This window comes from Pseudomonas fluorescens group sp. PF-1 (assembly GCF_054481335.1).
Window position 1 is genome coordinate 186,046 of record NZ_JBTMNG010000003.1, and the last position, 25,217, is coordinate 211,262.

General features: G+C 54.8%; 29 protein-coding genes. 3 read left to right on the forward strand and 26 right to left on the reverse strand.

The annotated features are described in order from the left end of the window. Nucleotides 1–3: 3 nt before the first annotated feature. The 16 genes from ACX3YD_RS32735 to ACX3YD_RS32810 form a co-directional block, all read right to left on the reverse strand. Nucleotides 4–1,320 (reverse strand): TraB/VirB10 family protein, encoded by a 1,317-nt coding sequence (locus tag ACX3YD_RS32735; RefSeq protein ID WP_013100905.1) that lies wholly within the window; start codon nucleotides 1,318–1,320, stop codon nucleotides 4–6. A 12-nt stretch (nucleotides 1,321–1,332) separates the two neighbouring features. Next, on the reverse strand, nucleotides 1,333–2,373 hold the full coding sequence (locus tag ACX3YD_RS32740; protein WP_013100904.1) for a type-F conjugative transfer system secretin TraK: 1,041 nt from the start codon (nucleotides 2,371–2,373) through the stop codon (nucleotides 1,333–1,335). Between the two features lie 178 nt (nucleotides 2,374–2,551). Further along, entirely contained in the window at nucleotides 2,552–3,193 is a 642-nt protein-coding gene (locus ACX3YD_RS32745) for a TraE/TraK family type IV conjugative transfer system protein (RefSeq protein WP_013100902.1), read from the reverse strand. After that, nucleotides 3,193–3,480, reverse strand: coding sequence for a type IV conjugative transfer system protein TraL (gene traL / locus ACX3YD_RS32750; protein ID WP_013100901.1), 288 nt, complete (start codon nucleotides 3,478–3,480; stop codon nucleotides 3,193–3,195). Before traL ends, ACX3YD_RS32745 begins: the two co-directional genes overlap by 1 nt. Further along, the gene (locus tag ACX3YD_RS32755) at nucleotides 3,477–4,247 is read right to left on the reverse strand and encodes a DsbA family protein (protein ID WP_013100900.1); all 771 of its coding nucleotides are present in this window, start codon (nucleotides 4,245–4,247) and stop codon (nucleotides 3,477–3,479) included. Before ACX3YD_RS32755 ends, traL begins: the two co-directional genes overlap by 4 nt. A gap of 87 nt (nucleotides 4,248–4,334) precedes the next feature. After that, complete coding sequence (locus ACX3YD_RS32760) at nucleotides 4,335–4,982, reverse strand: DUF4400 domain-containing protein (RefSeq protein ID WP_043859865.1); 648 nt, start codon at nucleotides 4,980–4,982, stop codon at nucleotides 4,335–4,337. Further along, nucleotides 4,975–5,331 (reverse strand): hypothetical protein, encoded by a 357-nt coding sequence (locus tag ACX3YD_RS32765; RefSeq protein ID WP_013100898.1) that lies wholly within the window; start codon nucleotides 5,329–5,331, stop codon nucleotides 4,975–4,977. The genes ACX3YD_RS32760 and ACX3YD_RS32765 overlap by 8 nt, the downstream gene beginning before the upstream one ends. A gap of 14 nt (nucleotides 5,332–5,345) precedes the next feature. Then, on the reverse strand, nucleotides 5,346–7,175 hold the full coding sequence (traD, locus tag ACX3YD_RS32770) for a conjugative transfer system coupling protein TraD (protein WP_013100897.1): 1,830 nt from the start codon (nucleotides 7,173–7,175) through the stop codon (nucleotides 5,346–5,348). Continuing rightward, nucleotides 7,172–9,874: a MobH family relaxase gene (gene mobH, locus ACX3YD_RS32775; protein ID WP_169884888.1), complete on the reverse strand. Its 2,703-nt coding sequence runs from the start codon at nucleotides 9,872–9,874 to the stop codon at nucleotides 7,172–7,174. The genes traD and mobH overlap by 4 nt, the downstream gene beginning before the upstream one ends. After that, nucleotides 9,825–10,868 carry a YqaJ viral recombinase family protein gene (locus tag ACX3YD_RS32780; protein ID WP_013100895.1) on the reverse strand — a complete coding sequence of 348 codons (1,044 nt, stop codon included), beginning with the start codon at nucleotides 10,866–10,868 and terminating at the stop codon, nucleotides 9,825–9,827. The genes mobH and ACX3YD_RS32780 overlap by 50 nt, the downstream gene beginning before the upstream one ends. Beyond that, nucleotides 10,855–11,463, reverse strand: coding sequence for a hypothetical protein (locus ACX3YD_RS32785; protein ID WP_013100894.1), 609 nt, complete (start codon nucleotides 11,461–11,463; stop codon nucleotides 10,855–10,857). The genes ACX3YD_RS32780 and ACX3YD_RS32785 overlap by 14 nt, the downstream gene beginning before the upstream one ends. Before the next feature lie 133 nt (nucleotides 11,464–11,596). Beyond that, nucleotides 11,597–12,100, reverse strand: coding sequence for a hypothetical protein (locus ACX3YD_RS32790; RefSeq protein ID WP_128655745.1), 504 nt, complete (start codon nucleotides 12,098–12,100; stop codon nucleotides 11,597–11,599). Continuing rightward, nucleotides 12,081–12,260 carry a ubiquitin family protein gene (locus ACX3YD_RS32795; RefSeq protein ID WP_128655743.1) on the reverse strand — a complete coding sequence of 60 codons (180 nt, stop codon included), beginning with the start codon at nucleotides 12,258–12,260 and terminating at the stop codon, nucleotides 12,081–12,083. The genes ACX3YD_RS32790 and ACX3YD_RS32795 overlap by 20 nt, the downstream gene beginning before the upstream one ends. An 82-nt stretch (nucleotides 12,261–12,342) precedes the next feature. After that, entirely contained in the window at nucleotides 12,343–12,969 is a 627-nt protein-coding gene (locus ACX3YD_RS32800) for a hypothetical protein (RefSeq protein ID WP_013100892.1), read from the reverse strand. A 241-nt stretch (nucleotides 12,970–13,210) separates the two neighbouring features. Continuing rightward, nucleotides 13,211–14,302 carry a RecT family recombinase gene (locus tag ACX3YD_RS32805; RefSeq protein WP_013100891.1) on the reverse strand — a complete coding sequence of 364 codons (1,092 nt, stop codon included), beginning with the start codon at nucleotides 14,300–14,302 and terminating at the stop codon, nucleotides 13,211–13,213. A 67-nt stretch (nucleotides 14,303–14,369) separates the two neighbouring features. After that, nucleotides 14,370–14,885, reverse strand: coding sequence for a single-stranded DNA-binding protein (locus ACX3YD_RS32810; protein ID WP_013100890.1), 516 nt, complete (start codon nucleotides 14,883–14,885; stop codon nucleotides 14,370–14,372). A 423-nt stretch (nucleotides 14,886–15,308) separates the two neighbouring features. Here ACX3YD_RS32810 and ACX3YD_RS32815 point away from each other — a divergent pair, with 423 nt between their 5' ends. Beyond that, a complete protein-coding gene (locus ACX3YD_RS32815; protein WP_033041159.1) occupies nucleotides 15,309–15,866 on the forward strand; it encodes a hypothetical protein in 558 nt (185 codons plus the stop codon). 6 nt (nucleotides 15,867–15,872) lie between these two features. Continuing rightward, complete coding sequence (locus ACX3YD_RS32820) at nucleotides 15,873–16,721, forward strand: DsbA family protein (protein ID WP_013100888.1); 849 nt, start codon at nucleotides 15,873–15,875, stop codon at nucleotides 16,719–16,721. A gap of 433 nt (nucleotides 16,722–17,154) precedes the next feature. Here ACX3YD_RS32820 and ACX3YD_RS32825 read toward each other — a convergent pair whose 3' ends face one another. After that, complete coding sequence (locus tag ACX3YD_RS32825) at nucleotides 17,155–18,405, reverse strand: RNA-guided endonuclease InsQ/TnpB family protein (RefSeq protein ID WP_013100886.1); 1,251 nt, start codon at nucleotides 18,403–18,405, stop codon at nucleotides 17,155–17,157. A 153-nt stretch (nucleotides 18,406–18,558) separates the two neighbouring features. On the opposite strand from ACX3YD_RS32825, the gene ACX3YD_RS32830 reads away from it, so the two are divergent. Then, a complete protein-coding gene (locus tag ACX3YD_RS32830; protein WP_047296868.1) occupies nucleotides 18,559–19,395 on the forward strand; it encodes a hypothetical protein in 837 nt (278 codons plus the stop codon). 44 nt (nucleotides 19,396–19,439) lie between these two features. Here ACX3YD_RS32830 and traN read toward each other — a convergent pair whose 3' ends face one another. The 9 genes from traN to ACX3YD_RS32875 form a co-directional block, all read right to left on the reverse strand. Beyond that, nucleotides 19,440–22,061, reverse strand: coding sequence for a conjugal transfer mating pair stabilization protein TraN (traN, locus tag ACX3YD_RS32835; protein WP_033040477.1), 2,622 nt, complete (start codon nucleotides 22,059–22,061; stop codon nucleotides 19,440–19,442). Between the two features lie 141 nt (nucleotides 22,062–22,202). Then, a complete protein-coding gene (locus tag ACX3YD_RS32840) occupies nucleotides 22,203–22,400 on the reverse strand; it encodes a hypothetical protein (RefSeq protein ID WP_013100883.1) in 198 nt (65 codons plus the stop codon). Between the two features lie 142 nt (nucleotides 22,401–22,542). After that, nucleotides 22,543–22,674 (reverse strand): hypothetical protein, encoded by a 132-nt coding sequence (locus ACX3YD_RS32845; protein ID WP_255311629.1) that lies wholly within the window; start codon nucleotides 22,672–22,674, stop codon nucleotides 22,543–22,545. Nucleotide 22,675: 1 nt separating this feature from the next. After that, on the reverse strand, nucleotides 22,676–22,882 hold the full coding sequence (locus ACX3YD_RS32850) for a hypothetical protein (RefSeq protein WP_011077965.1): 207 nt from the start codon (nucleotides 22,880–22,882) through the stop codon (nucleotides 22,676–22,678). A 271-nt stretch (nucleotides 22,883–23,153) separates the two neighbouring features. Further along, complete coding sequence (locus ACX3YD_RS32855; RefSeq protein ID WP_013100880.1) at nucleotides 23,154–23,288, reverse strand: hypothetical protein; 135 nt, start codon at nucleotides 23,286–23,288, stop codon at nucleotides 23,154–23,156. 398 nt (nucleotides 23,289–23,686) lie between these two features. Beyond that, the gene (locus ACX3YD_RS32860) at nucleotides 23,687–23,932 is read right to left on the reverse strand and encodes a hypothetical protein (RefSeq protein ID WP_013100879.1); all 246 of its coding nucleotides are present in this window, start codon (nucleotides 23,930–23,932) and stop codon (nucleotides 23,687–23,689) included. A gap of 67 nt (nucleotides 23,933–23,999) precedes the next feature. Next, nucleotides 24,000–24,266 carry a hypothetical protein gene (locus ACX3YD_RS32865; RefSeq protein ID WP_169838426.1) on the reverse strand — a complete coding sequence of 89 codons (267 nt, stop codon included), beginning with the start codon at nucleotides 24,264–24,266 and terminating at the stop codon, nucleotides 24,000–24,002. Nucleotides 24,267–24,296: 30 nt separating this feature from the next. Further along, nucleotides 24,297–24,683: a hypothetical protein gene (locus ACX3YD_RS32870; RefSeq protein ID WP_013100877.1), complete on the reverse strand. Its 387-nt coding sequence runs from the start codon at nucleotides 24,681–24,683 to the stop codon at nucleotides 24,297–24,299. A gap of 73 nt (nucleotides 24,684–24,756) precedes the next feature. Next, nucleotides 24,757–25,173: a hypothetical protein gene (locus ACX3YD_RS32875; RefSeq protein WP_033040891.1), complete on the reverse strand. Its 417-nt coding sequence runs from the start codon at nucleotides 25,171–25,173 to the stop codon at nucleotides 24,757–24,759. Nucleotides 25,174–25,217 lie beyond the last annotated feature (44 nt).

The window sequence follows — 25,217 nt, forward strand, 5'->3', positions numbered from 1 at the left end:
TCCTTAATTGTTTACGTCATTGACTTTGAGAGTTGCTGCATTGAACTTAACGGTCATGCCTTTATTGACGATAAAATCAACATCACGCATTGCGTCGATTTCAATAACAGGGAAGATGCTTTCAGCCATCTCGAGATAGAAGTCGGCGACTCGCTCAAGAGCCGTCCCCGCCCCACTGAAGCCGGCCGACTGAAGTGCATTGCTATCGAATGCCTGCTCGTAAACAGGAGCAACGGTGTCGCCGTTATCTCCAGCGCGGGTGACGTTGATGGTCGGTACCTTTTGAACGTTGAAAGCACTCGCGACCCCCTGCATGAAGCCAGCCATAAGGCTTCTTGCAAGGATTTGGCCCTGCTTGCTAACCAAACGGCCACGGATGCCTGCCTTCCCATCCTCGCCCGTTGCGTATGCCTCCAGGCTGGACTCCAGCACCGAACCATCATTGCGTACGCACGACAGGCGCTCCGCTCGCAGATAGGCTCTTTCCGAGCTGAGGTCACCCCAGCCGCCGGCGATCAGGAAGCATTCGCGAAAATCAGCCCTGAAGCGGTTAGGAAGGATTGCTTCATTCTTGATGCGGATCAGGCTCGGGAAAGGGTCGCGTTGTGCCTGCTTTCCAGTTGGCGCGTCCATACCTGTGACCAAGACGCCAGACAAGATCGATCCAGCGGGCAGCGTCACAGATAGCTCCTCAGGCTTGTCGCTCTTTCCCTCGTCTTCCTTGCCCTTGATCACACGGATCTTGGGCGTTTCCTTTTTCTCGCTTGATCGCGACTTAGGGTCTTCCGGTTGCTCAGGTGGCAGGTTCGAGTAAACGTCAGTCAGATCTGCCGGCGAGCTTGTTACTTTGTTGATGAATGCCGATTCGCGAGGGGGGATAGGGGAACGCGCCTGGTTGGCGGTGGAGCTGTCGGACGAGTTATCACCACTCTCACCAGTGCCTTTCTTTTCCCGTCCAACCCGCGCCAGCTCCTGCTGAAGCAACTGGAGTTCTTGCTCCAGGCCGCTTACTTTTTCTTGCGTATTTTTGAGCTGAACGTCCTTTTCTTTCTGCCCCATCACGCGCTCAAGGCGGTTTTGCTGCGCCTGGAGCTGTCGCAGTTGGCTGGCGATCGAGTCCAAGCCCAACGCGCGGGGGTCTTCATCGGTGAGGATGGCCTCTACCTGAGGCTTTGCCGCTGCGCGTGCCTTGCGCTCGGGGCTCGCCGCGTTCATGGCGACGCCAACGATAGTACCCACGACCAGAACCGTCCCACCGATGGCAAGCATCAGCTTGCCTCTGGGCGTGAGTTTTTCGAGGAATTGCTGAATCGCTTTCACTGATGGTTCCCCTTACTGCAACAGGCTTGGACGAGTGGAGCTTTGCGGTACTTCGGTCGGAACCCGAGTGACGACAAACACTTCTGTTTTCTGGCCAGGTTCAAGCACCTCATCTGGCCATGCGCTTACAGCTGCTCGGTGAGGGTGAGTGCACGAGCCGTGATCGAACTCAACGGTTCTGGCCGACACGTTTTCGGCGGTGGCCACGAAGACTCTGAAGTCATGGCCCTCGATCAACTGCGACTTGCTGAAATCGAAGCTGAGGCTTGGCTGCGCACAGGCGGGGATCTTGTTGCCGCTGGTAAGCGCACCGAAGCTGTATCCACGCGGCAACTTGCCTAGCGCCATTTCGCGCATGAGGGAGCGAAGAGTGTCCATATACGGCTGAGAGCGTTCCCACTTCCGCGCCTGGCCGCTGTAGTTCGTCGACGAGGTTACGGGCATGCCGCTCGCCAGCCCTTGTACGTTTTGCGCCAGGATCAGGTTCGCCTGGATGGGAGGTACGCCCTGCGGCAGCAACGTCAGGGAAATTGCAACAGACTCATCGTCCTCAGGTGTGACGAACATGGTCACCGGCTTCTCATCCTGAGTAGTGACGTAGATGACGTTTCCACTTGTCGAAATATCAGCCTCACTTACCGTTTGGATATGAGGGTTATCGAACGGCGTAACCAGACGGTTGATTTGGCCTCTGCTGATCGGAATCAGGGTGTTTGTGCCGCTTGCAACGACCACATCCTGGCGAGACTCGATGGGCTGAACAGGAGTGGGCTTCTTCACAACGCTGGCCGGCACACTGGGGTTTTCAACAGAGCCCGGAGTAATGGCAACCAGACGTGGTTTCTTTTCCCCCTGCGGCTCTTCCTGTCGTTCAGGAACGCTCTCTGGAGAATCCGCAGGCTTGGCAACCACTTGAGGCTGCGTGCTGGCAGCAACTGGCATGTTCATGCCTGGTATCTGGATCTGCTCCTGGGCAATAGCAGGCATTACGGCAGCCATAGCCAATACGAGCGCAGCTGGCTTGAAGAAATGGAGGGAAACTGGAAGTGACATCGAGACGACCTCTGCTCTGAGTTGTCGTCAATTCTGGAGGGCATTAAGTCGCTTGAGTCGCGTTTTCAAGCAGCTTTTGCGTCTGAAAACGGAGGGGAATTTTGTGTAGGCGTTGACTGGCGATACCAACGAAAAAGCCCATGCCAAAGACATTGGCATGGGCTTCTTTCATCGCAGCTTAGCGCTGCTGATTCTTTCTCTTCTCGCGCTCCGCTTGTTTCTCCGCCTTGCTGTTCTCGCGATCAACCACATCCTGGGTTCGAGCATCGCCAGAGTTCGTACTAACCCAGCTCAGGACAGGCTTGTAGTCTTTGATCATAAGCTCGAACTCATAGGTTCGATTGCTACGCTTTTTGTCGCCCGCCGGCCCTTCGCTCACAGAGCGGCCGGTAACGTAGAACTTGTTCTCGTTGAGGTTATCGCGGAGCACTTTCTGCGGCTCGAAGCTTAAGGTCACACGATCCTGGCGGATCTGATGAATCTGAGTATCGAGAACCTTCATCGTATCTTGATAGATCGACTTATCGAGGATAGGCCCCAGGGCATCTTTTACGACAGAGGCATTATGCGGGGTGACGTTGCCTAGCATCATCGCGATGTAAAGAGCCCATGCGTCGGCGTACTCCCCGGAACTTTGCGTTTTACTGACCCAGGCGGTCTCAGTCAGGGTAGGTGGTATCACGGTGACCACTTCATCCTTGTTGAGAGCAGAGCAAGACACCAGCAGATTGCTCAATACAAGGCCAGCAACGGCAATGCGCAAAAACTGATTTTCTCCGCGCATGCCATCGAACGAATTGCTAAGCGACTTAAAAAGCATCAGACGAACTCTCTCTCGTAGGAATTGGGCATGGATCGCACACTCTTCCGGCCAATGGCTCCCCAGTGCCAGTAAATGGCGTGAAGCAGATAGCCGTCAGGGCGGTTGTCGCAGAAGCGACGATAGAAGCGAGCGAGCAGGAGACCCACCACTGTGCAAAGAATCAGCTGTGCCAGAAGAACGCCTGCAACCAAACCGATCCCTATCGGCATGACCTCATCCAAACGCCAAAACATCACGTGTGGCGGCTGGTCGATGTATGCCGGAATTTTGATTGGCTCGCTCACTTGGCACCCCCTGCTTTGCTGAGACTGGCAATCGCTTTGAGGATGCCTTCATGACTAGCGTTAGCACCTTGGAGAACCATCGACATGCCTGTCTGGTTGTCCAGGAGCAGGGTTGAAGGGGTCTGTTGGATGCCCAGCTTTATGGCTTGATCAAGATCGCCAGTAACTCGCTCGATGGCCTGCTTCGAGTCTGTGCAGGCTGCAAAACGCTTCCCATCCAGGCCAAGCTCTGTCGCAAGAGAAACGAGTGATTCTGAAACCCCCTTGCCGTTGCCACCGGTTTTATCGAAAACCGTCTGGGTGTACTTCCAGGCAGCATCTGAGCCGCCTTGCTCACCAGCACACTCGATCGCCAGGGCTTGCCGGCGTGATGCCTCGCCAAGGGCGGGGACATGGAGAATCGCGGCATTGATTTGCCCCGCTGACGACTCGATAAGCGCTTTCAGCAGGGGGAAGTGATCGCGGCAGTAAGGACATTCCGTATCCGTCATCTCGACGAGCGTGTACCGAGCAGATGAAGAGCCATAGATCCAGTTGTCCGGAGCTGCGGGGATATCATCTTCTGGAAGCTGTTTGAGGTTACCGATGATCTCTTGGATAGAGGCGGGGTCGACTGCTTGTGCTCTCGCAATAGTCAGCTCACCTTCGAGAGTATTGATCTGGCCTTCCAGCACGCTCACGGTGGAGAAATAGTGATAGGAACCAACAACCAAAGCGGTGGCAAGGGCTGTGATGGTGATAGCAAAGGGGATGGTTTTCGTTGCCATAAGGGTCAGCCTGTCGTGGTGTTAGGGGCATTCTGCGGACAAACGCCGCCTGAAAGTTCCGTTTTCAGGCGGTTTTATGGTCAGAATTCAAATGCGCTTTGGCAGGTTACTGATCAGCACGGACAGCACGACAGGCAGCATGATGACGATGAAGGTTGAGATAACGAGTGGCGGTAAAGGTAGAGGCATCAGCACGCTGAGCACGATGAGCATTCCGCCCCATGACAGGACGATCGCGGCGTTGTTATTCAAGAACGGTGATGAGTAGTCGAATCCATGCCGCTTGGCATTCCAGCGCATCCAGCCGGCGTAAATAGCAGGCACCAGAACCGCGATCAGCAGTGGCAACCAGTAAAGCGTTAAAACGATCCGGTAAACCATCTGGTAGATGATTTTCTGGACGGCCTCACCTCGGGACTCAAGATACCGAAACCACCAATCCACGTTTTTTTCGAAGGCATCCACGGTGCCGCCACGAGGCATCAGCATGTCGGAGACAATCTTTTTTGCCCCGGAGTCGATGACAAGTGCCGAGTAGTAGCGATTGGTTTTTTCCAGCACCTTCTCCATGTCCGAATCGCCAAGCAACTCAATGCCCCATTTCCGCTCTTTCAGCATCACCGTATCCACAAGCTTGTTCGGCGCAACAGTCGCCAGCATCAGGATCAGGACGAAGAAGAACGCTATAGAGGCCATAACGCCCTTTGGCCACTTCTCTTCAAGCATCTCAGCCATTGATCAGGAACTCCCGGATAGGTTGCGGGACATTTGTTGTTTCGCACCACAGGACAACATCATCCGGTGCAGGGGCGTTGCCGTAGCTCGTGAGGATCTGGAGGATGTGGCCGAGCACCACCCGGAGCCGAATAAAGTCGCTGATGCCCTCACGACACATACGCTGGTAAGCCACCAGCACATCAATCAGGGCAGCACCAATTACCTCGGGTTTATGGCCCGCCTCAAGCATCTTGAAGATGAATTGCGTGCCACAACGCCATTCCAGGTCAAACGTGCGCAGCCGAGTTGTTGAGGCCTCATCCAGGCCAGTGAGCCGCTGAATTTCTAGTGGAATCGAGACAGTCATTTTTTGCTCCGGAATCAGTTGGCAGTCGGGCCGGTAAGAATGGGTAGTCGCCCCTTGCGGATATCACCGCCCGCAAACACCGCGAGATATTCGAGATCTGGTAGCTCGCCGAGGAGCGCTGTTGGGAAGCGCTCACCCTCCTCTTGCATAAGGCGCTCACCAACATTCCCGCCCTGCACCACCCCGCCTTCACCTGCCGAGTTGCCCTGAGTACGCATCACGTATTTGTAGCGAGTTGGCGTCATCTTTTTCGCCACGAACTCCTGCGTATCGGTATCAAGGATGCGGAGGCAGATGATGTTGTTCGCGTTCCCCAAAACCTGCATGGCCTTGGCTTCGTCACCCATGCGGGCCTTGAAGTCGGCGATGGTCTGGGTTGCGATGTAGAGGTTTATTCCTGCGCCGCGGCCCTTGTTCAGCAGCTGGATGAGCTGGTCATTGATCACCTCGGCGGCCTCGTCGACAAAGATGTTCACCGGCTTAGGCAACCTGTGGTTGTAGATCTCGCCCGCTGTCGACGCCAGATCGGCCAGGGCCAGCGACCCGATGGTTGAGCCCACCATCGGGTCGGCAAGCGAGTCGAGGCCTAGGTAAAGAACCTGGTCGGCATTGATGACCGAGTTGAGGTCACTGATTCGGCGCGGGTCTTCGTCGTCGATGTGCGGGGAAAGCAGCGGCCCCATTTCACCGGAGGTGAGCATCACCAGGATTGGAAGAAGGCCAGCGATCATCTTGCTGAAGTGCGATCGCTCGTGCTCGAGCATCGTGAGCAGGCCTTCCAGATCGGTATTGGCCTCAACTTTCGCGATATCGTTGTAATAGACCTTCCGTAATACCTTCGCCTTCTCTTCGATGTTCCGAACCTTGGCCGAGAGAATTGCTGATTCGGCCATCCTCGCGAATTCATCTTCACCGAAGACCTTTGAACCGAAGGCCATGACCACTTTGATGGTTAGCCCTGGAACATCTCCCTCAAGGGTTCTCCTGAGACCAACAAGCGTGGGCAGGATGTTGCAGATCAACATGGCCTGAATCACGCTATTCAAGGACATTTGAGCAAAGGCTTGGAAGGGATCGCCGGCTTCGCTTTTCATCAACACTGCCACACGGGAGGCAACTTCCGTTGCCCGGCCGTAGTTCTTTGTCAGCGACAAACGAACCGACTTATCCGGATGTGCAGGGTGGAAGTATTTGAACAGGCTGGCCTTCCCCATCGCCTTGCATGTGCGCTCGCATGTTTCGGCTAGGCCTTTATCGCCTTTCGGATCGATTACGATCACGGGCTCACCACGAGCGATGCACTGAGATATGGCCAGGTCGAACCAGCGGGTCTTACCGGCCCCTGTTGTGCCCAGCACGAGGTGGTGGATCGAACGCTGGTCTGCTGGCCGGAAACATGGCTCCTCTTCATCCATGCCGATCCCGTGTATCCATTTCGTACCCTTAACCTCAGCGTTGCGGCGGCCACGCTTACCGATAATGGCCTCAATATCCATCGCTTGGAGCTCGAATGCGTACTGCCCGTGCCGCTGTCGCCAAGGGAAAGCCTCGCCGAAATAGAACTCGTGTGGGTGTCTCTTAACCAGCTCCATCACCTCCTCCAAGGTGATGAAGGAGAGATCTGCTCCAACGAGACAGGCTTTTGCCCGATGAACGCGGAGGGCCCTTGGTATGGCCGCTAACGCAAATCCAGCCTGCACGCCAAGCGTTATCAGGTATGGGGTTACCGGCATCTCCGTCATCAATTGAACGGCGGTGCCGGCGAGCATGGACGAACCCCACGCAACTGCTTCCCGCGCCTCGTAGTTTTTCCGCCAGTAACTGGTGTAGTCCCATTCACTCATTTTTGGGGAAGCTCCTCGTAAAGGGGGCGAACGAAGATTTTTCTGCGCTTGGCGACCTTGACGGCATCGCGGAAGCAGAACACCGCGTTCTCTAGAGATGTTGGCGTGATGCCGAACTGCTCAGCGACATTCGTGAGCATGTAGGTTGTGAGGCTGAGCACAGGTGATCCGCCTATTTCCTCAAGTACGGCCTTCTCGATCAGCGACTTCACAGCCTGCTCGAGGCTTGGGATGTCGGCCTCGCGAAGCCGGGATATGTGAGGAATAACCCAGTCCAGCTCCGCTAACTTGCAGTAAATAACGCTGTAGTCGGACGTGAGCATGAAGCCTTCACGGGACTGTAGGGTTCGGGTCAGGGCTGGCCCCTCGACGGTAATGTCCTGCCACAGCCAGCCCGCATGGACGAGCGGGTGGATGTCCTCAGCAAGGAAGGAGGATTTCCCCAGTCGAACGAATACCTTGTTTCTCGCTAATGCCGCGTTCTCGGGGTCTTGAGTAGCGGTGATGAGCTTTTGGGCAAGATCAGGTTGTTGTTCCAGCAGGTAGCATTCGTGCGCTGTAAGCTTCGAGACGACACCGGCTGGCAAGATGCTGGAAGCGCCTGGCACCTCCTCCGCCACGCGGCAGACCTCTCCGTCTTTCTGCTTCTTCGATTCCACCGGAGGCGTAGTTTTAGGCGTGCGTTTGCCTTGCCCCATGATGGAGTTGAGGGAGATCTTTTCCTGACGAGGCAACAGCTCCTGCGCCCCCTGCCCTGATCCAGCCTGCGTATCAGCATCAGAGGGATCGGAGCTAATTTCAGCCTCAGCTGGCGGGAGTGATTCTTCTTGCTGAGGCTCAGCCGCCGGCGAGTGAGGACTCAAGAAAAGCAGCATTTCCTCAAGGCTGGCAGGAGGCTCCTGAGGTGCTTCTTCCTCCTCCTCAGCATCCACAGCTTCCTCTGGTTGGGAGGAAGCAATTACAGCCGTATCGTCACCTGCCGGCTCTGACTCCACACCCACAGGGGCGTCTTCGGCGGGGTTCTGCGCTTGTTTGAGGCTAACCCCTGAAGAGGCGGTTGTTGGTACCGGAGCTGCTTGCCTTGGAGCCGCTTTTTTCTTTCTTGCTGGTTTCGACGATGCGGATTCTTTTGGAGGTGTAGGCCCCGAATCAGCGTCAGTATCCCCGCTCGAGTCCCCAGTCAGATCAGCCCCAAACAGGTCTTCCTGATGCTCACTCAGCGCGTTCGCTGCTGCGCCAGCCGTATCGTTAGGAGCAATGACATCCTTCTGCTTTCCCTCCTTCCCAAGGCTGATGGAAACTGGCGGCGGAATCGGTGTGGTTGGAAAAAGGATGTCCGGATTCACAAGCTTCATGCAGCGCAGCGCCGGGCCTTTGCCGTTCTTGCGCAGAAGGTGAGGCGTAACCAGCCAGTACAGGTCGCCGTTTGGGGCTCTCTCTGCTATCCCGTGCTCTACCAAGGTACCAATTAGCGTGTCAGGTGATCGCGGGATGGCCACAACCCCATCACCGACCAGCATGCTCACAATCTCCTCGGCACCCTGGTTCCAAGCGATGTAGACGCCATCAGTTGCAACCCATACGCGGCCGGCAGGCGTGTTGATCTTCCAGGTTCCGTCACTCAGCAACCGCAGCATTGCATCCGACACCAACCGCGGTACCGGGACACCTGTTGCATTGCCCCCGCCATTATTCGAGCCTCGATTGAGGTCACGCTTGGTGGATGCAGAGTCGGCCCACTTGACCAACTCGGTCAGAGGCGAGCTTCCGCTCCCGGAAATTGCATCGAGGAGCGCTTCATAGATGTCGTGGCCACCTTCAATCAGCCACGCCTGTACGGCTGGCGGAATGATCCGTGTTGCTTGCGCTACAGAGACCTGAACGTGATTCCCATGCCTATTGGAATTCCAATGCAGGAAATAGCGGGTCAACTTGTTGCGCACAGACCAGTCATGAAGCGTTTCCTGCGCGTATATCCACTGGTTGTTGCCTTCAAAATCGGTGGCGCGAATATCCGTGAGAGGCTTCCCTGCGTCGTGTAGCAGCCCTGACGCGATGCCCGCGACGTACCACCGACGCAGGCGCATGCTTCGCCGTGCCGGGGTCTCGTTTGTATCAAAGGCTGTCGTAAGGCACCCATCCAGGGTGAGCGAGGCGACCTCAAGGCTATGTCGGAGCAACCCCCCTGGGCCGGAGTGATGGTGGTTCTCCGACGCCGGCAGCATGTGCGCCAATTCGGCGAAATTCACCAGGATCGGCTCAACGTAGAGCTTGAGGTCACTGGCAGGCATTCCGACTGAATGAATAATCCGATCGAACAGCTCGTGCTGATAATTGCGCATGAACCACTGCCCGCTAACCAGCCCTGGATAACCCTCTTGGTAAGGTGGGTACCGAAGGTTTCGCCAGTTATGGTTCTCCAGGTACCGCTTGATTTCAGGAGTAATCATCTGCTCGGCCGGGTGCGCGAAGCTGTCCGTAAGGGCACGCTCGCTTCGAGGCCACAGGCGTTTCAGGAATGAAAATGGAGGCATACGCTTCTCGGCCATGTTGTGTGCTGAGAATGATGCGTGAGGGATACCGCCTTGAGTTTCGTTTTCAGGCAGTTTTATGGTCGAAAAAAAGCCCGGCAAGTGCCGGGCTGAGGGGTTAGAACCAGAAGGTTCCGAAAAACTGTGACGGCTCTTCGACCGTCTCATTTATTGCGTCCACCTTTTGCCGTATGCGGGGCAACGGCTCAGGTTTGGCCTTACTTTCATCGTAGGAGGCATCCACAGAGACCCGCGTAGCCATTGACGAACCGGTCTGGTGTCTCGCGATCACATCGGGCGGAATAACCGCCTCCAGCTCGTGCGCAACACCTTTCCAATCCACAGTGCCAGCCACTTCGTAGCTCGTGACTTTCACACCCAGAGCATCGGCCCGGCGGAACTCCCCCAGCAACGGCAGGATCTCGGCCTCAAGGTCTTTTGCTTCCTTGGTGAGCACTTTCAACTGGGCCTTCAGCTCAGCAATCTTGCTCTCCTTCGCTCTCCTGGCATTTGCTAGCGGACGCCATGCAGCCAGGTCCAGCCTATCCAGCGGAATAACGTCCCGCTTTGGATCGGCCTCAGGCGGCACACCGCGCATCACCAGCCCCCAGAAGATTTCTTCTGCCTGAATGATTCGTCTCACCAGAAGGTCATCCCAGTCAACGATCAAACAGCAGGGTTCATGCTTCGGCGACCAAAACCACAGGTAACCGCGCCGTGCTCCACTGACGATCATCTGGTGCATCACTTGCCAGCGGTACAGCTTAAATGCCTTGCTATGCTCCCTGAGTTGCAGCACCTCCAGATGGTTGGTTTCGGAGAGATTCTTGATCTCTACCGGAGACTTGTCATCCAGAACCCCATCGAACGATGCCCGAATAAAAGGGTATGCGGTCGACTCTGCACAGAACGGCAAAGCCATCTTGCCGTACTTATCCTCAAAGGCTTGTAGCGCTAGCGGTTCGAATTTGACTCCCCTCCTAACCTGCGGGATTACCGACAAGTCAGCTGGCTCGACAATTCCAACCAATTCCTTCCACAGCTCCAGGGGCGTTTTATCAGGGTTTTCACCCATGATGACAGCGCAACTGGTTGCACTGATGCCTTCCCTTCGCCACTCGTGCCAATCAGGAGTCCGCTGCGCGATGTCAACGATTTTCATTGTCGACACCCTCATGGAACCCCAGCCTGGCCATTACCTCATACGCATGCAGAACACCGTTGTTACGGAACTCAGCACAGAGCTTCAGGTCGTGGAACAGCTCGGTTTTCTTCAACTTTGTGGTGCTGTAGAAGCCCTTCGCAAAGTTTGTTTCTGGATCAAGCACATCGACATAGCCGAGCCCGTCAAGCAGCGTCTTGCGTAGCAAGTCAGCATGGCTCAGCACATTCGCTATGCGCTCATCTAGTGGGCCTGATGTGAAGAAGTTGAACTGCAAGCCAATTTCTTCTCCGAGCAGCCGTAACGCCCTACAGACGGCGTTATACCGCTCCTTTCTCAGCTCTTCGGCCTTCGCATGGAAGTCCTGGAGCCGCTTACTGTAAACAACACCCCATTCGCGCAGCTGCTTTTCGTCTGCTTCCGTCAATCCCTGAAGGTCAGGGTTCTCAGGCCAGTTATCCAGATCCATGAACATGCTGAGTTTCCCCAACATGGTTTTTTCTTGGATCTCGACTCCTAACTCCGAATTGCGGTGAGCGACGATTGCGGCTTCTACGGCATGGAATGCCTTGCAGCATGACTCAAAGGTCTTCATTGATTTCTCCTTTTCTCAAGTTCACCACCAAGGCTCGAAAACCCAAGTGGCAGCCCCGAAAAGGCGAAAACCCCAAAGGGCTGTCGCCCTTTGGGGGATGTTTTTTCTCTGGTGTTTCCAGTGATGCTCACGCTTACGCAGCAATCGCGTAGCGGGAGTAGATTTCTTCTCGCTTTAGCATGGCGTCCTCGAAGCTCAACTGACCTGCATTGCAGGCCTGAATCACTGCGACGATTTCCATGCCGCGTTGCCATTCAGCGGTACCCGACAATCGATCAAGTGCTCCCATATCGAGAAGCGCGTATCCATCGTCAAGCATGTCGCCAATGCACAGTTCCGGCGTGTCATGCGCGCAATGGCCGGTGAAACCATCACGTTGAAACGCCTGCCACCGAAATCGCCCTTGCTGAGATGCATCTGGGAGAAGTACACCCCAGGCATCCCGGCTCCGATGCTTCAGCGTTAAGCCAAGGCCGTGGATAGTGAACTGACAGAGCAGGTATTCCAGGAGAATGAGCTTCACCTGAAATTGCTCGATCATTTCGTCAGCGTATTCAGCGAACGCACCACCCTCTTCTTTCATCTCCCCCCAGCTAGCAAGGGAGTCCTTCAGGCCCTCAACGGTTGACGGTCGCATTGTTCTGCTCTCCTGGAAGGGAGTGGGTCAGAACGGCAAAAAAGCCCGGATGGGCCTTCTCTGCTTTGTCGATCGCTTCGCCGAAGGTGGTTGCTTCACAACGGAAGGTAGCCTTCTGCCGTGTATGCAGGATGGTCATCGATAGGATGTAAGTCCGCATGGTGTATCTCCTTCTCAGTTATTTAGCCCTGAAAAAGAGGCACCTTCCCTGAGGGGCGGTGCCCCTCAGGGATAGCGATTACTCAGTTGATTCGCTGGTATTGCCCAGCTTCAACCAGCTGCTTTGCTTGGCCTGCAAGATGCTCTACTACGCCGTTAGAAAGCGGATCGCTGCCATAGAAACCCCAGCAGCTATCTGTCTCCTCGCCGTCTTCAATCACCTTGAAGCCCCACACATCGCCGGTTAGGTACTGGTCATAAACCTCGACCTCCCCAACCAGCATGGCGGTTACTTTTTCGGTGCGTGACTTGTTCAGCCGTTTCCAGCCCTGCTCAGCACACACTTTCGCCTTGCTCACGAAAATAAAGCCCACTTGCCCACTGTCCCAGGGGCAGGCGAACGGCTTGGTTCTCATCGTGATGCCGCTGTGATCGTAGAGATACAGCGGCAGAATGATCGCCTTGCCTGTCATTTTGAGAGCTTGTTGGATGTCAGGTACATGAGTTGAGTCGAAGCCCATCTCGTTGAGCTGCCTTTCGGACAGGTGCTCGTAGATCAGGTCAAGCGCCTCAGTAGCTCCATCCTCATCACCCAGAATGTAGCGGCGATGAGCGCAGACCATCATTGCAAGGTTGTCCCACTTGCGCGGGTTTTCTGCGTCGGTGTCATGCATGAGCTGTACGGTGACTTTCGGTTGTGCAGTTGCCATATCGTTTTCCTTTCTCAAAAAACGACGAGGGCAATGCGCCCCTGGGGGCGATATGCCCCGTCAGGGAGTTTTTTGCAGATGCCTTACGGCAGCAGCAGGGTCAGGATGAAGACGATCAAGTCAGCCATCTGATTGATTCCTTTTGAACTGACGGAGCACTCCCCTTACGGGAAAGCCCCGCAGGGTTGTGGTCAGTTCGAAGCGCCCTATGCAACAAGGCCCCCCAAAGCGTTTTTTTGCGTCACTCGCCTTGCGACTGAGCAACGTACTGCGCAGATTTCAACTGGGTTACAGCGTAATCCCGAGCGTCTACAGGCCACGTCGAAACGTACTCGAACGCCGGCTCCCAACTATTGGCATCACGAGCACGCCGAACAACTTCCGCAACCTTCTTGATCACCTTTGCAGGTAAATCAGCAGGTGGCGGAACTTGGCTTCCATCACGGACAACTTCACCTTCAATCACATCGTCTGCCGGGGCAGGATCTGCAACCTCTGGTTTAGCGGCCTGTTCGGGGTCTACGGTGGGTTCTGGCTGCTGATTAACCTGGTTAGAGGTCGGCAACGGCTCAGTTTCCACCACATCAGCAGCGCCCATATATCGCTCAACAACTTCAACTGGTACATCGTTGGAAGAGAACCCTTCCCCAGCGTCTGTATTGAGGTACTGAATCACTCCGTCCAGCTTTGAGCCGGTCTGAGGCCAGTATTTCCTTGCAATCTTGATGGCCGACTTCTTGCGCATGGAATCTTCGAAGTCGACCCAAGGGCCTTTCTTCTTGCGTTTCCACAGCTCTGAAGCATCGCGAGCAGCATTGATTTCATCAGCGGTAACCGCCTCAACGTGAACGCGGCCATCAGGCAGAAGAGCTTCGACGTAGCAACCTACAAACTCCCCACGATCAGCCTTCTTGTCGAAAGGGTTGAACGTGTGGGTCGGGCTTTGTCGCTTCCCTCTGTACTCGAATTTGTCTTTCGAGTAGACCAATTCAACGATGCAATCACGGATCGCACCGTCGTTCACAGCGACCTTGACCATGCCCCTCCAGGACACGTCCAAAACCACCTGCCCGTCTCGGGGCACCAAGTACGCGAGCTGTCGGGATTGATTAAGAGTCAATCCGTAAGCCGCAACCTGGCTAAAGGCATTTCTAAGGCTTAGCGGGTTAGTCGTAGCGCACTTGCACAGATAGTCGTTGTTCATCATGGCCTGCGATGCAAACAGCAGCTCATTTTTGAACATCACGTCAGTCTTCGACGACTCCACTAGCTTGATGAACTTTTCTTCTTGCTTCGCAATAATTGCAACTGCGTTTTGGAAGTTATCGCTCATTTCATTTTCCTTTCTAAAAAGAAAACGCACCCGAAGGTGCGTTAATTCTTGACTGACTTCTGCCTGATTAGATGATGTTTAGAAGCAAACGGCTAATTGGGGCAAAAGGGATGTCGTCGTCGAAGCTGTCATAATGCGGATCATGCTGTGGAGCAGGATCGCGTGGTGACTGACTAGGACGTTGTTGTTGCTGTTGCGGACGCTGCTCACGGGGTTGCCCTTGAGAGTTGTCGCGCTCTGGCCTACCACCCAGGAGCTGCATTCTGCCCTGCATGTCGACGATAATTTCGGTGGTGTACCGTTTGATACCGTCTTTTTCCCACTCTCGTGTTTGAAGCTTACCTTCGATGTATACCTGCGATCCTTTCCGCAGATACTCACCAGCGATTTCAGCGACTTTCCCAAACAAAGAAACACGGTGCCATTCGGTCTTTTCGACTTTCTGTCCCGTTTGCTTGTCAGTCCACTGCTCACTTGTTGCAAGGCTGAGATTGGTTACTGCATTACCGTTCGGTAAGTAGCGAGTTTCTGGATCTTGACCACAGGTGCCAACCAAGATCACTTTATTTACGCCGCGAGCCATAGTATTTCTCCATTTAGATAGAACTACGGGGCGGCATTACCCCAATACGGGGGCAATAGCAGCCCCGTTGGGGTTTGGTTTTTCATGGGTTTTTGGTTGTACTTTTGAGACGGCCAACAAGCCGACCATGCGACGAAGCGCATGACTAAATCAGTCCACACATGTGGGCTGACTTAATCTGGGAATTCATGATGGTTGAGATTCAACCATGAGGCGCTGGGCCTGCTAGATGGACTGCAAGGCATGCAATCCGGATTTATAACGCCGAGCTACTCGACGTGATAGGAAGTCTGCAACAAGCAGAATCCAATGGCAAGCGGGTTTTTTGTCGGCGTTTTTTCAGTCGCTTTTTCGTCCTGAAAACGGGCCATCTCCTTTTCTGTACAGAGGAAAATGATCCTTACCAGCCTCAGAGGATCAACCATGCACCACCTTAAATCTCTCCTGCCGCTAGGCCTGGCCATTGGCTTGGCGCTCACAGCGGGTTGTGCCAACAAGCCAGAACCACCTGCCTCAGGCACGCCATTCGAGGTAGCAAGCTACGAGCCCGACATGCGCGAATACCACACCAGTTGGGGGCATACGGGCCGAGGCGGTGCAGCATTGCGAAAACCCACCTATCAACCCGTTCTTGGCAGCCTCGATGTTCTCGAGACCCCGGCCGGGAAGCTTCACCCAGAGCTGCAAGCACGCCTTACAACGAACGATAGCGTTGCAGTCCCCTCATCCATGTTCCAGGCCAACTGTGCTGACTCTGCAAATGTGGCGCAGGCCTTTGCTCTTGGCCAACCCGCGGCAAGCGAGCGCATCGTCACCTTGGCCAACGCGGCCGGTTCGGTCGATGACTACATTGCCGTCCGGAACAAGCTCTGCAAAGGGGCTCAACGGTTGAGCTACGAGGAGTGGGTCATTCTCGTCGAAGGCACCCCGAAGGATGTCCCTCTTCACCTGAAACCGTCTTTTTCCCCCTCCTATAAGTGATCAGTCATGCCTAAATTCAATCCCACTCTCGCTACAGCCATTGGCGTTTCCATCGTGACCTCTGCCGTTGCTATCGGTGTCTCCGTCCACATGGGTCAGAGCTACACCGACATCGCGGTACAAAATGCCCTTGTGGAGCAGTTGCCAGGCGCGGTCGACAAAACCCTGAAGGATCGTGAAGTTGAGAAGATCAACGCAGCGAAAGCGAAAATCCTCTCGAAGTGGAGCGGCGCAGCTGACACCACCATTGAAGGTCGGCACATCTACGGCAGCAAGGACGCCCAGTTCACCTTGGTCGAGTTCGTTGACCTGGAATGCCCTTATTGCAAGCGCTTCCATGACACGCCAAAGCAGATGGCTGACAAGTCCGAAGGGCGCATTAACTGGGAATGGCAGCATTACCCCCTGGCCTTCCACAACCCCGCAGCGGAAGTGGCAGCTCACGCCTCTGAGTGCGTGGGCGAGGTTGCCGGCAACAAAGCCTTCTGGGCCTTTACTGGCGAATGGTTCGCTCGCACTCAACTCAATGGCCAAGGTGTCGAGGACGTAGAGCGTCTTGCGCAGGAGGTTGGTGCTCCCCTTGATGCCTATCGTCAGTGCATGGAAAGCGGCAAGTACCGGGCCTTGATCGAAGGCCAGGTGAAGAAAGGCACGAACATGGGGGTCACCGGCACGCCAGCAACGGTCGTAGTCGACAACCTGACAGGCAACAAACTGCTGGTGAAGGGTGCCCAAAGCACACAGGTGCTACTCCAAACCATGCAGCAGCTGGTCAAAATGCGTGACGAGGCTCCCAACCAGGACAAGCTGGATACCCCTGCTGAGGGCGCGACCAATGAGATCGGTGCTCAATAGGCTGGATGAATGGGCCGACCGGCTAGACGCCGGCGGCACTCGTGCGCTTTGGGGCGCTCGTGACGCCATGACCCAGCAGCTAGAAGGTCGGGTGGGCCTTTTCCATGCACTACGCAGGGCCAGTAGCTGGGATGAGGTTTTCGATCTCATCTCAGCCAACGGATACACCCTCATTCCAAACGGAGAGGATTTTATCGCCGCTGACATGAGCACAGGGCTGATGTTCTCTCTCTGGGATTGTGGTCATAGCCGGCTCGTATTTGAGGAGCGGCTTGGTCACTTCCCGGATTCACCACCTACGAGTCGATGACTGCAACCCCGCCACGGCGGGGTTTTTCTTGTGCTTGGGTACGACCTCAACAACCGTTTGACATCCTCTCCAGCCTCTCGCTTCGCTCACAGAGCTGCCGCAAGGCCGGGGATTCCTACGGCGCTAGGCTGCGAATGCAGCTTCTTCGCTTCGGCGGGTTCCTGCTGCTGACGGCCATACAGCGCCGTTCACTTCACAGGCGATCGGGGCATGGCCCTGCCCTTCGAGCGTTTTCAATCCGCGCTCACGGATGTTCCTGGAGCCTACTCGGTCGGCGTTGTCAGAGTGGCCGCAAGCCAAGCAGAGAAACAGTGCCTGAGTCTGTCGATTGCCCGCATGGGTATGTCCGCACTCGGGGCACTGCTGGCTGGTTTGCTGCGGTGGCACCGCTACCAGCCAACCACCGGCCCACTGGGCCTTGTAGTCGAGCTGACGGCGGAATTCTCCCCACCCCTGATCTAGGATCGCGCGGTTGAGCCCCGACTTCTGCCGGACGCTCTGCCCTGGCTGCTCGACGGTGCCCTTGGCCGAACGGCTCATGTTGCCTACCTTCAAGTCTTCGACACACACCAGCGCGTGGCTTTGGCTGATGGCGTGAGTCGCCTTATGCAGGTAGTCGTTTCGGGCGTCGGCGATCTGACGGTTAATGCGCTGGACGCGAGCCTTGGCCTTCTTCCAATTGTTGCTGAATTTGGTCTTATGGCTCATCTGCCGCTGGGCCTTTGCCAGCCGGTGCTGATGCCGTTTGAAGCTGTTGAGCGGTTGCAACACTGTTTCCTGTCGACCATCCCAAAGTGTCGCAAAACGCACCACGCCTAGATCGATGCCGACCGCCAGCGGGGAGGAGTGCCGCTGTACATCTACCTCGCGCTCGGTCTGGATCGAAACGCACCAGTGCCCGGCGCTGAGGCTCACGCTGACGTTCTTCACCGTGCCCAGCACCTGCCTGCTGTTGCGATAGCGCAGCCAGCCCAGCTTGGGCAGGTTGATGCGTGAATTTCCCTGGTCGAGCTTGATCTGTTTGGGATCGGGGTAGCGGAAGCTATCGCGCTGACCGCGTTTCTTGAAGCGGGGAAAGTCGGCCCGCTGGGCGAAGAAGTTCTGATAGGCCCGGTCGAGGTCTTTGAGCGCATGCTGCAAGGGATGCACCGGGGCATCCTTCAGCCAAGGCGTTTCATCGCCGTTGCGCCAGGCGGTGAGATATTTGGCCATGGCCACATAGCCGATGTACTTGCCGCCTTCTTCGCGGTTGACTTGCTGCACCGCCAGCGCCTTGTTGAAAACGAATCGGCACGCCCCTGCGAACTGCCGCAGCTTACGCTGCTGCTCGCCGGTTGGTTCGATGCGGAATTTGTAGGCTTGGCGTCTGAGCATTGGATTGCTGGCTATCTGTACAGTGTCGAGTATAGGGCCGCCGCGAGGCGTGCGCTACCCGTCCAATGCGTAGAAAGCCCACCAGTCATTCGCTTCGCTTGGGATTCCCGCCGAAGCCGGTAACCTATGCCTATCAAAACAAGGAGTTTCACCATGCAGAACCATCGTAGAACGATTTACACCGGCCTCCTCGCAGCAACTATTGCCCTCCTGGTCGGGTGCTCTTCCACGCCGAAGACTGCCACCGTGCAGCTGCCTGATCCGCAGAATGTACCGAAGGAAAAATGGTCGGATGCAATGCACGTTCTGACTGCCATGAACATTTCTGGCCAGCGTGATGTTCCTCTCGAGCTGGCTACATCCGGCCCGACAACAGCGACTTCAGGTACGGGCGGTTCGTCTGTGGGCGATGTCGCTATTGCCGCAGGCGGTTATGCGTCCCCGCCCTCAGGCGTCAGCAGCAATGCAGCTCTTGGCCTTGGGGTAGGACTCTTTCTACTCGGCGGTTCGAGCGATCCAGCTCGGGGGTATCAAACAGCCGCGTGGGTCCCATCCACACTTGCTAAGTCCCCCGAAGAAGCATCTGCTCTTGTACTAAAACTTTTTGATGAGGCCCGCCTTAAAGCTTTCCCTAATCAAAGATCAACACTCACGCCTAAAGTTGGAAAATATCCGCCTGGTAGTGGGAAAGCCTATGTTGACCCCGTAGCAATTTGGAAAGAGACCCCGGTTCAGTTTGACGGGGTAGCTTCAGTTCCTCCTACTTTCATTGCTTCTTCCGAGGCATACGGACCGATATTTATTCATCATGGGCAGTATACAATTGACGGAAACAAAAACGATATATCTACACTGGACGCCATGATTGAGGTTTCGGAGAAACTACCTGAATGGTTTTACATGTACCACCCAGGTGAAAGGCTGCGGAAGAACTCTGTTCCAGCGCGCATTATCAATAAAGGTCAATCGATGTATTTCATCGGAAAATAAAACAACTGATAAATAAAAAAAGCCCCGCCAGCGCGGGGCTTATTTTATCGCAGCCCTTCCTCTGCCTTTCTCTTTACCGCGTCTACATCGAAATTCTCAAGCCTCTGTAGGTTTCTATCTAATGTGTTCAGACGCTTTTCTCCATCTGTTGTCTGAAGTTTACTACCACTCCCGGTAATATCCTCCAGGGAAACTGTATTAGCGGTAGGAAGACGCCCTGCAAGATTCAGCATGCCGATCCACTCAGACAGATCCACACGCGACCAATCCATCTGCGCCATCTGAGCTGGCGTAATTCCTTCGCACGTAGGCGACTTTACGTCACCCCATCCCAACCCCAGTTGTTCACGGGCTGACTCTTGAATGATGCGCGCTACAACCGAGCCAAAGCAGCAATAGGCCTCTCGCTTTTCAACGCATGACCCAAGTGCTTCGGATGCGCAGTAGCTGCCAACAAAGTGGCATTGCCGGGTTTCCTTTTTCGCACCAAGCTCGAACTCCTTCTGCTCGCACTCCCAAATAATGTTGATCAGCAGATCCACAATCACATAGACCATATAAACCCAGCCGATGATATTAACTACCATCGCAGCGTTGGCACTTAGTCCAGTAACAGTACCCTGGGTCGCGGTGCCTTCTGCACCTGTAGCGAATACCGCATTTGCAGCAGCAGAGGCCCCCATTTCAACCATTGCATCATAGGCCTGCTGCATCAGCCATTGCTGAATCTGTCCCATCGCTGCACCTTGGAATCCCTCATTGAACGCAGCAGTGGCGCTATCGACAATGGTGCCCCACTGGCCCTTGATAACCGAGGAGCCGACAGACATGGCAGCTTCAGTGCCCGCGGCCCAGTATCCCGGCGCAAAGAGATTTCCTGTCCTGCTCAATGCCTCAAGTGAGCTGGTCATCTTGAGAGTGTTCATGGTCAGGTTTACATAGTCGAAGATGCTTACGCTTTCCGGCGCTTCGCAGCAGTCAACATAGCCCCCGAGCGCCTTCTTGCACTCCATAGCCTCGCCTTTGAACACCTTGCAGTCATTGGCCTCGTTGATATCGGTACCATCACCACCGCAGTCCAGGTCGTGCTCAGCAAACTGAGCAACCTGAAGCATGGCCACCGCATAGGCAAAATCGCCGCTTTTCGTGTTCGACGAGTCGAAACACTCACTGCCCATGCAGCGCGCCCCACCAGGGCATTCGATTTGGGCCCCAGTGTTCACGATAGTTTCGTAGCTGGTGTCATAACCGCAATCCCAGACCTCCTCGAAGGCATAGCAAGAGCCTGTCTCGCCTTTTGCGCCATCAATACAACCTTGAGAGATAAAACCGCAGCTGGGGTTCTGCTCGTACTGGGTGCAGGTATTCAGGTTGCCGCCATCATTTGAGGGGCACCGCTGCACACCCTGGGCGTCCGTGTAGCAATCCATATTCCCCTTGTAGTAGGAGCACTCGGCGCTTACCTGGGCCTTCTTGCAAAGCGGATCGATGCTCGGGTGCGGGGATGGTGGCATGTCAGAGCGGCAGATCCGAACGCCATTGGTTTCCGTACAGCCATTGGCGTCCACCGCCGGCATAGACGTGCACGACATCTGAGCGTTGGTGCAGAACCCATCCTCGATCATGTCGAACATAGGCAGGCGCTCTTCCGGCCCCCAACCATTATCGACAAACGCCTTTGCCGGGTCATAGATGATCTTGATGCGGGCGTAACCCTCACCACCACCGGTAACCGAGGTGCGGGTTTTGAACGTGATCACGTCATCATCGCTGCCGAACTTGTCAGTGATCACCTTGTTCGGAGCTACGTTCCAGCTTGTTCCGCGTTCGCAGCTTCCAGCTGTTTCCGGCGGGAAGACACCAGGTGTGTGCGTCCAAAGCATTTCGTCATTGAAAAGGATTTGGAAATAATCGTCGAAAACAGCTCTGTCGACGGTAGCTGAAATAATGGCGTCCTTGGCTATCACGCGGAATCGGGTGTACTCCTCATAGATTTTGCAGTTCCCGCTCCAGTAGTTGTCCCCTACCGTGCCGACCCAGATGTACAAGCAACCTGGTCCGCACGACTGAAAGTTTGGCTGCCCGGAAACGTATTCGATTACACCTACCTTGTAGTCATGCAGGAACTCAACGTTTCCGCCTTGATCCACGACGCGCTCACATGTTTTGTAATTGGCAACATGGGCGTTTTTCGTCACGTTCTCAAAAACTTCGGTAGAGGTGCAGTCCGCGAAGTTCTGCTTAAACCCATCCATGAAGTCAGGGGAACGAACTTGATCAGCCTGATTGAGCATAGGGTCGTTGGAGAGATCTACCGACATGCGGTTGCCGCTGTCGATCAGGGTTCGGTATGCCTCTCCCTCAGAGGACGATTCCGATTGGAGGCGGGTATTTGCTCGCAACCCGAGATCGATCGTCTTCACATCGTCGCCGTAGACGTTCTCGAGCGAGGCAGTGTCTCCAGTTTCAGGGAAAAGATCCTGAAGTGTGACGGAGGCGTCCCCACCATCGAATACCTGAAGTGCCTGCTGGCCTACCGATTGACCGGCCGCAGATCCTGCTGTCACAGCGTCGGCCCAGGCTGTGAAGGTCATGCTGTTGAGATACAGGCCGATCACGGTCACGTTGACCAGCCGTCTCAGCGTTGTTTTGAGTGGTTGTCGCATCGATCGCATGTCCAAAAATGGGGATGCTTCGATGCTAGGGGAAGGGTGAGAAATGATGGCGCGGTTTCAGGCAACAAAATCGCCTGAAAAAGCAAAGCCCCGGCTGGTGGGGTCACCGGCCGGGGCTCGCTGTGTTTTTGATCATGCCTCAGGCACTACTAAGACCTGGCCATCACTCGGGATCAAGCGATGAATCACCGCCCATGATTTAACGAACCGGGTATCCGGATCGGAGGACGAAACAGTTCTGGCGATCTGCTCGGGGACTTTGAACACCCGTCCAGACTCGACCATCAGTTCTTTGAGTTCTTGGCAGAATAGTGCGTTTGCTGCGGTCATGTTCAACTCTCCAGGTGTGGGTGATCCCCAGAGCCCTTCACACGGAAGGGCTCTGGTGGATCACCCACGGAGGGTGACCACGCAGCGGTCTAGCCGAAGCTAGACTTGAATCCGTTCACTGGGCCAACCCCTGAGGGAAGGCTCAGTGGGCCTTGATGTTCGTGCCGTGCTTCTTGTCGAGACGGTCAGCGACCACATAACCGATCACGCCGGTTAGGGCCAAAGCACCGACAACGCCTACGATTGCGTAAACAAGCATCTGCATCGAGTCCATTTCATTCTCCTTTCGGATTGCTCATCGCTGTAATCAAGGATACCACCAAATCGGCGATCATCATTACCACGCCAAGCACCAGACAGAACGATACGACAAGCGGATGCGTTCCTGGTGTAACGATGGAAACAAAAGCGGCTGCCAACAAGCTACAGCCAACGCCCATAAGTGAAGCCTTAATCCAGTCGAATAGTATTTTCTTGTACATCTTTTTTACTCCTCAAAAAGACGAGGAGTCCCAACGGGATTCCCCGTCAGGGTTTAATTATTTCCAACTCCGAGCCGTTCGGCTGAGTTAGAAGAACAACAATAAAGCCATTTGCCTGCGAATAAATCGCATAGGCAAAGTTCGATTTTTCTGCCAACGATGATGCGCTGCGAACAGCGTCAATTGCGTTTACATGAAACATCGGGACGACCTCTTACGAAGCAAAGACTTCCAGTAAAACCGAAAGCTTTTTGCCAAGAGCCTTATTGAATCAAAGCGCGTGACGTGCCTTGATCATTTCTGCGGTGTGAGACTGCTGAGCAGTTTCAACGCCTGCATCGAACGCCTTGAAGCCAAGTTGAATGCCACCAACAACAAGAGCGGTAAGGACGATGAGAGTTTTCATGGTGTTCTCCGTTAGCAAAAGATGCAGACGGAGAACCACCCTGGCGGGAAGTAATCTCCCCGCTGCGGGTTTTTTATGCACGCAGAAAAACCAATATCCAGTTGCCTGGATGTCGATAATTTGAGTGCTATTTTTAAGCCGGTTTGAAAGCGTGGCTCTGCTTTTTGTGACTCATCACATACATGATGAGAACACTGCCTGAACGCATACACGTTTCAGGCCTTGGCGGACATGCTCATGCATGGCGCTAAGTTCTAAGCACAGAGGGCTCTGTGCTGGAGGGGTTCTTGAGAGCTCGACCTGAGGCCCGCTCTATGCCTGCGATGATACCAAACCGATGCCCTTTAACAAGATGGCGAACCAAAAAAAAGGGTGACCCGAAGGCCACCCTTTCACACTCATAGCCCATTAGGTGAGAACACCTTGTGGCCGCATTTATTCCGGAAACGGTCAACAACCATCTCCATTGGCTCCTCCAGCTTTATCGGCTGGAAAAAACCTTCTCCCCGCGAGTGCTTCAGGAGGATGACGCCCCCTGATGACAGCTCCCATAGGTGAACCTTTGTGCCCCCTTTGGTTACCCAAGCCTTACGGCTTATCGAGGCCTGGCCTTGCAAACGAGCAGCTTCGAGGATCGCGTTCATCGACTTCTCCATACATCCATGCAGGGAGAAGCCCCGCGGGGGATTTCTCCCCCTTGGGTTGTGTTTTTTAGAGTCCTGAATATCTGCTTTCGAGCTTCAATTTTTCTGGCGAAACCGGGAACCAGTAGCAATCCCAATCCAGAAAAACGAATGCATCAGGGCGAAACTCAGGATCGATCTCCCGGACGAATCCAAGGATTTTCTTTCCCTGGATTTCGACTCCGTATCCATTTGTCACCGTCACGGTATCGCCAAGGATGAAGTCGCATGGAACAGGCGCGGCTTTTGCCATCTTTTCTTCAACAAACCGGTGCATTTTCATCTCCATTTTCATGGAGAACCCCGCCGGGGTTCCCCGGTAGGGTTATTTGCAGATTGCGTTGGCCAGCTCTTCAGCGTGCAGCAGAGCGTACGCTCTTCGCTCCTGGCTCATGTATGGCCAGCAAGAGCCAACTGCGTCCGAATAGCTCCCGAAGGCATCAATCCAGTCCCAGTAAATGTTCTTGCTGTCCACACGTCGCATTTGGTCAGCAGCCGGACGAACAAGGCTGAAAACCTTGTACAGCTCGCCACGCTCAACCGCCTGCTTTACAACCTGAAGCTCGCCTTCCGTCATAGCCTTGCGGCAAACCTTCTCGACGAGAACGCCGGCAGCGCGTTTCAGCAGCCTTTCAACTAGCTTGACCACCTGATCGTTACGAGTAACGAACGTCCTGGCTTCGCCGGCCTGGGCATCCTTATAAGCATTCATCTGATTCTCCATTTCTACGAAACGCAGAAAGGGAGAAAGCCCGTAGGGGGCTTTCCCCCTATCGGGCTTCTATTTACTTAACCAGTTCTTTGGCTGCGATTTTCAATGTGGTAGCGCGAACATCTTCGAAGTCGCACATCATTGCTTCACAACAGACTCGGAAGCTAAACGGATGAACTTCGTCCGAAAGTACCCAATCCATTGCTTCGCGCCAATTCTGCTCACTGAGCTGAGGATGAATGATCTGCCTCAGAGTGATTTTCAGCAGGTATTCCCGCATCCACTCAACGTAATCATCGGTGATTTCGTCTCGTGTCCGCAGGGCTTCCAACTCAGCGTCTGACATTTCCAGAATGTCGAGAAATCCAAGTTGAAAGACTCGCGCATGGCTTGCCTTTCTCCGTGGTCTCCGCTCAAACGAGCGGCGCTGAATAATTACTTGTTCCCCAAACAGATCCAGCAAGGGCAACGCAGTCGCAGTATTTTCCATTTCAGACCTCCTCAAACCGACAGAGGCCTCCCACTAGGGAAAGC

Excerpts from the sequence above, each read along its gene's own strand:
- ACX3YD_RS32740 (WP_013100904.1), bottom strand. The coding sequence starts at position 2,373 with ATGTCACTTCCAGTTTCCCTCCATTTCTTCAAGCCAGCTGCGCTCGTA.
- ACX3YD_RS32745 (WP_013100902.1), bottom strand. The coding sequence starts at position 3,193 with ATGCTTTTTAAGTCGCTTAGCAATTCGTTCGATGGCATGCGCGGAGAA.
- ACX3YD_RS32755 (WP_013100900.1), bottom strand. The coding sequence starts at position 4,247 with ATGGCAACGAAAACCATCCCCTTTGCTATCACCATCACAGCCCTTGCC.
- ACX3YD_RS32760 (WP_043859865.1), bottom strand. The coding sequence starts at position 4,982 with ATGGCTGAGATGCTTGAAGAGAAGTGGCCAAAGGGCGTTATGGCCTCT.
- ACX3YD_RS32765 (WP_013100898.1), bottom strand. The coding sequence starts at position 5,331 with ATGACTGTCTCGATTCCACTAGAAATTCAGCGGCTCACTGGCCTGGAT.
- traD (WP_013100897.1), bottom strand. The coding sequence starts at position 7,175 with ATGAGTGAATGGGACTACACCAGTTACTGGCGGAAAAACTACGAGGCG.
- mobH (WP_169884888.1), bottom strand. The coding sequence starts at position 9,874 with ATGAGACGGTCGAAGAGCCGTCACAGTTTTTCGGAACCTTCTGGTTCT.
- ACX3YD_RS32780 (WP_013100895.1), bottom strand. The coding sequence starts at position 10,868 with ATGAAAATCGTTGACATCGCGCAGCGGACTCCTGATTGGCACGAGTGG.
- ACX3YD_RS32785 (WP_013100894.1), bottom strand. The coding sequence starts at position 11,463 with ATGAAGACCTTTGAGTCATGCTGCAAGGCATTCCATGCCGTAGAAGCC.
- ACX3YD_RS32790 (WP_128655745.1), bottom strand. The coding sequence starts at position 12,100 with ATGCGACCGTCAACCGTTGAGGGCCTGAAGGACTCCCTTGCTAGCTGG.
- ACX3YD_RS32795 (WP_128655743.1), bottom strand. The coding sequence starts at position 12,260 with ATGCGGACTTACATCCTATCGATGACCATCCTGCATACACGGCAGAAG.
- ACX3YD_RS32800 (WP_013100892.1), bottom strand. The coding sequence starts at position 12,969 with ATGGCAACTGCACAACCGAAAGTCACCGTACAGCTCATGCATGACACC.
- ACX3YD_RS32805 (WP_013100891.1), bottom strand. The coding sequence starts at position 14,302 with ATGAGCGATAACTTCCAAAACGCAGTTGCAATTATTGCGAAGCAAGAA.
- ACX3YD_RS32810 (WP_013100890.1), bottom strand. The coding sequence starts at position 14,885 with ATGGCTCGCGGCGTAAATAAAGTGATCTTGGTTGGCACCTGTGGTCAA.
- ACX3YD_RS32815 (WP_033041159.1), top strand. The coding sequence starts at position 15,309 with ATGCACCACCTTAAATCTCTCCTGCCGCTAGGCCTGGCCATTGGCTTG.
- ACX3YD_RS32820 (WP_013100888.1), top strand. The coding sequence starts at position 15,873 with ATGCCTAAATTCAATCCCACTCTCGCTACAGCCATTGGCGTTTCCATC.
- ACX3YD_RS32825 (WP_013100886.1), bottom strand. The coding sequence starts at position 18,405 with ATGCTCAGACGCCAAGCCTACAAATTCCGCATCGAACCAACCGGCGAG.
- ACX3YD_RS32830 (WP_047296868.1), top strand. The coding sequence starts at position 18,559 with ATGCAGAACCATCGTAGAACGATTTACACCGGCCTCCTCGCAGCAACT.
- traN (WP_033040477.1), bottom strand. The coding sequence starts at position 22,061 with ATGCGACAACCACTCAAAACAACGCTGAGACGGCTGGTCAACGTGACC.
- ACX3YD_RS32840 (WP_013100883.1), bottom strand. The coding sequence starts at position 22,400 with ATGACCGCAGCAAACGCACTATTCTGCCAAGAACTCAAAGAACTGATG.
- ACX3YD_RS32845 (WP_255311629.1), bottom strand. The coding sequence starts at position 22,674 with ATGGACTCGATGCAGATGCTTGTTTACGCAATCGTAGGCGTTGTCGGT.
- ACX3YD_RS32850 (WP_011077965.1), bottom strand. The coding sequence starts at position 22,882 with ATGTACAAGAAAATACTATTCGACTGGATTAAGGCTTCACTTATGGGC.
- ACX3YD_RS32855 (WP_013100880.1), bottom strand. The coding sequence starts at position 23,288 with ATGAAAACTCTCATCGTCCTTACCGCTCTTGTTGTTGGTGGCATTCAA.
- ACX3YD_RS32860 (WP_013100879.1), bottom strand. The coding sequence starts at position 23,932 with ATGAACGCGATCCTCGAAGCTGCTCGTTTGCAAGGCCAGGCCTCGATA.
- ACX3YD_RS32865 (WP_169838426.1), bottom strand. The coding sequence starts at position 24,266 with ATGAAAATGGAGATGAAAATGCACCGGTTTGTTGAAGAAAAGATGGCA.
- ACX3YD_RS32870 (WP_013100877.1), bottom strand. The coding sequence starts at position 24,683 with ATGAATGCTTATAAGGATGCCCAGGCCGGCGAAGCCAGGACGTTCGTT.
- ACX3YD_RS32875 (WP_033040891.1), bottom strand. The coding sequence starts at position 25,173 with ATGGAAAATACTGCGACTGCGTTGCCCTTGCTGGATCTGTTTGGGGAA.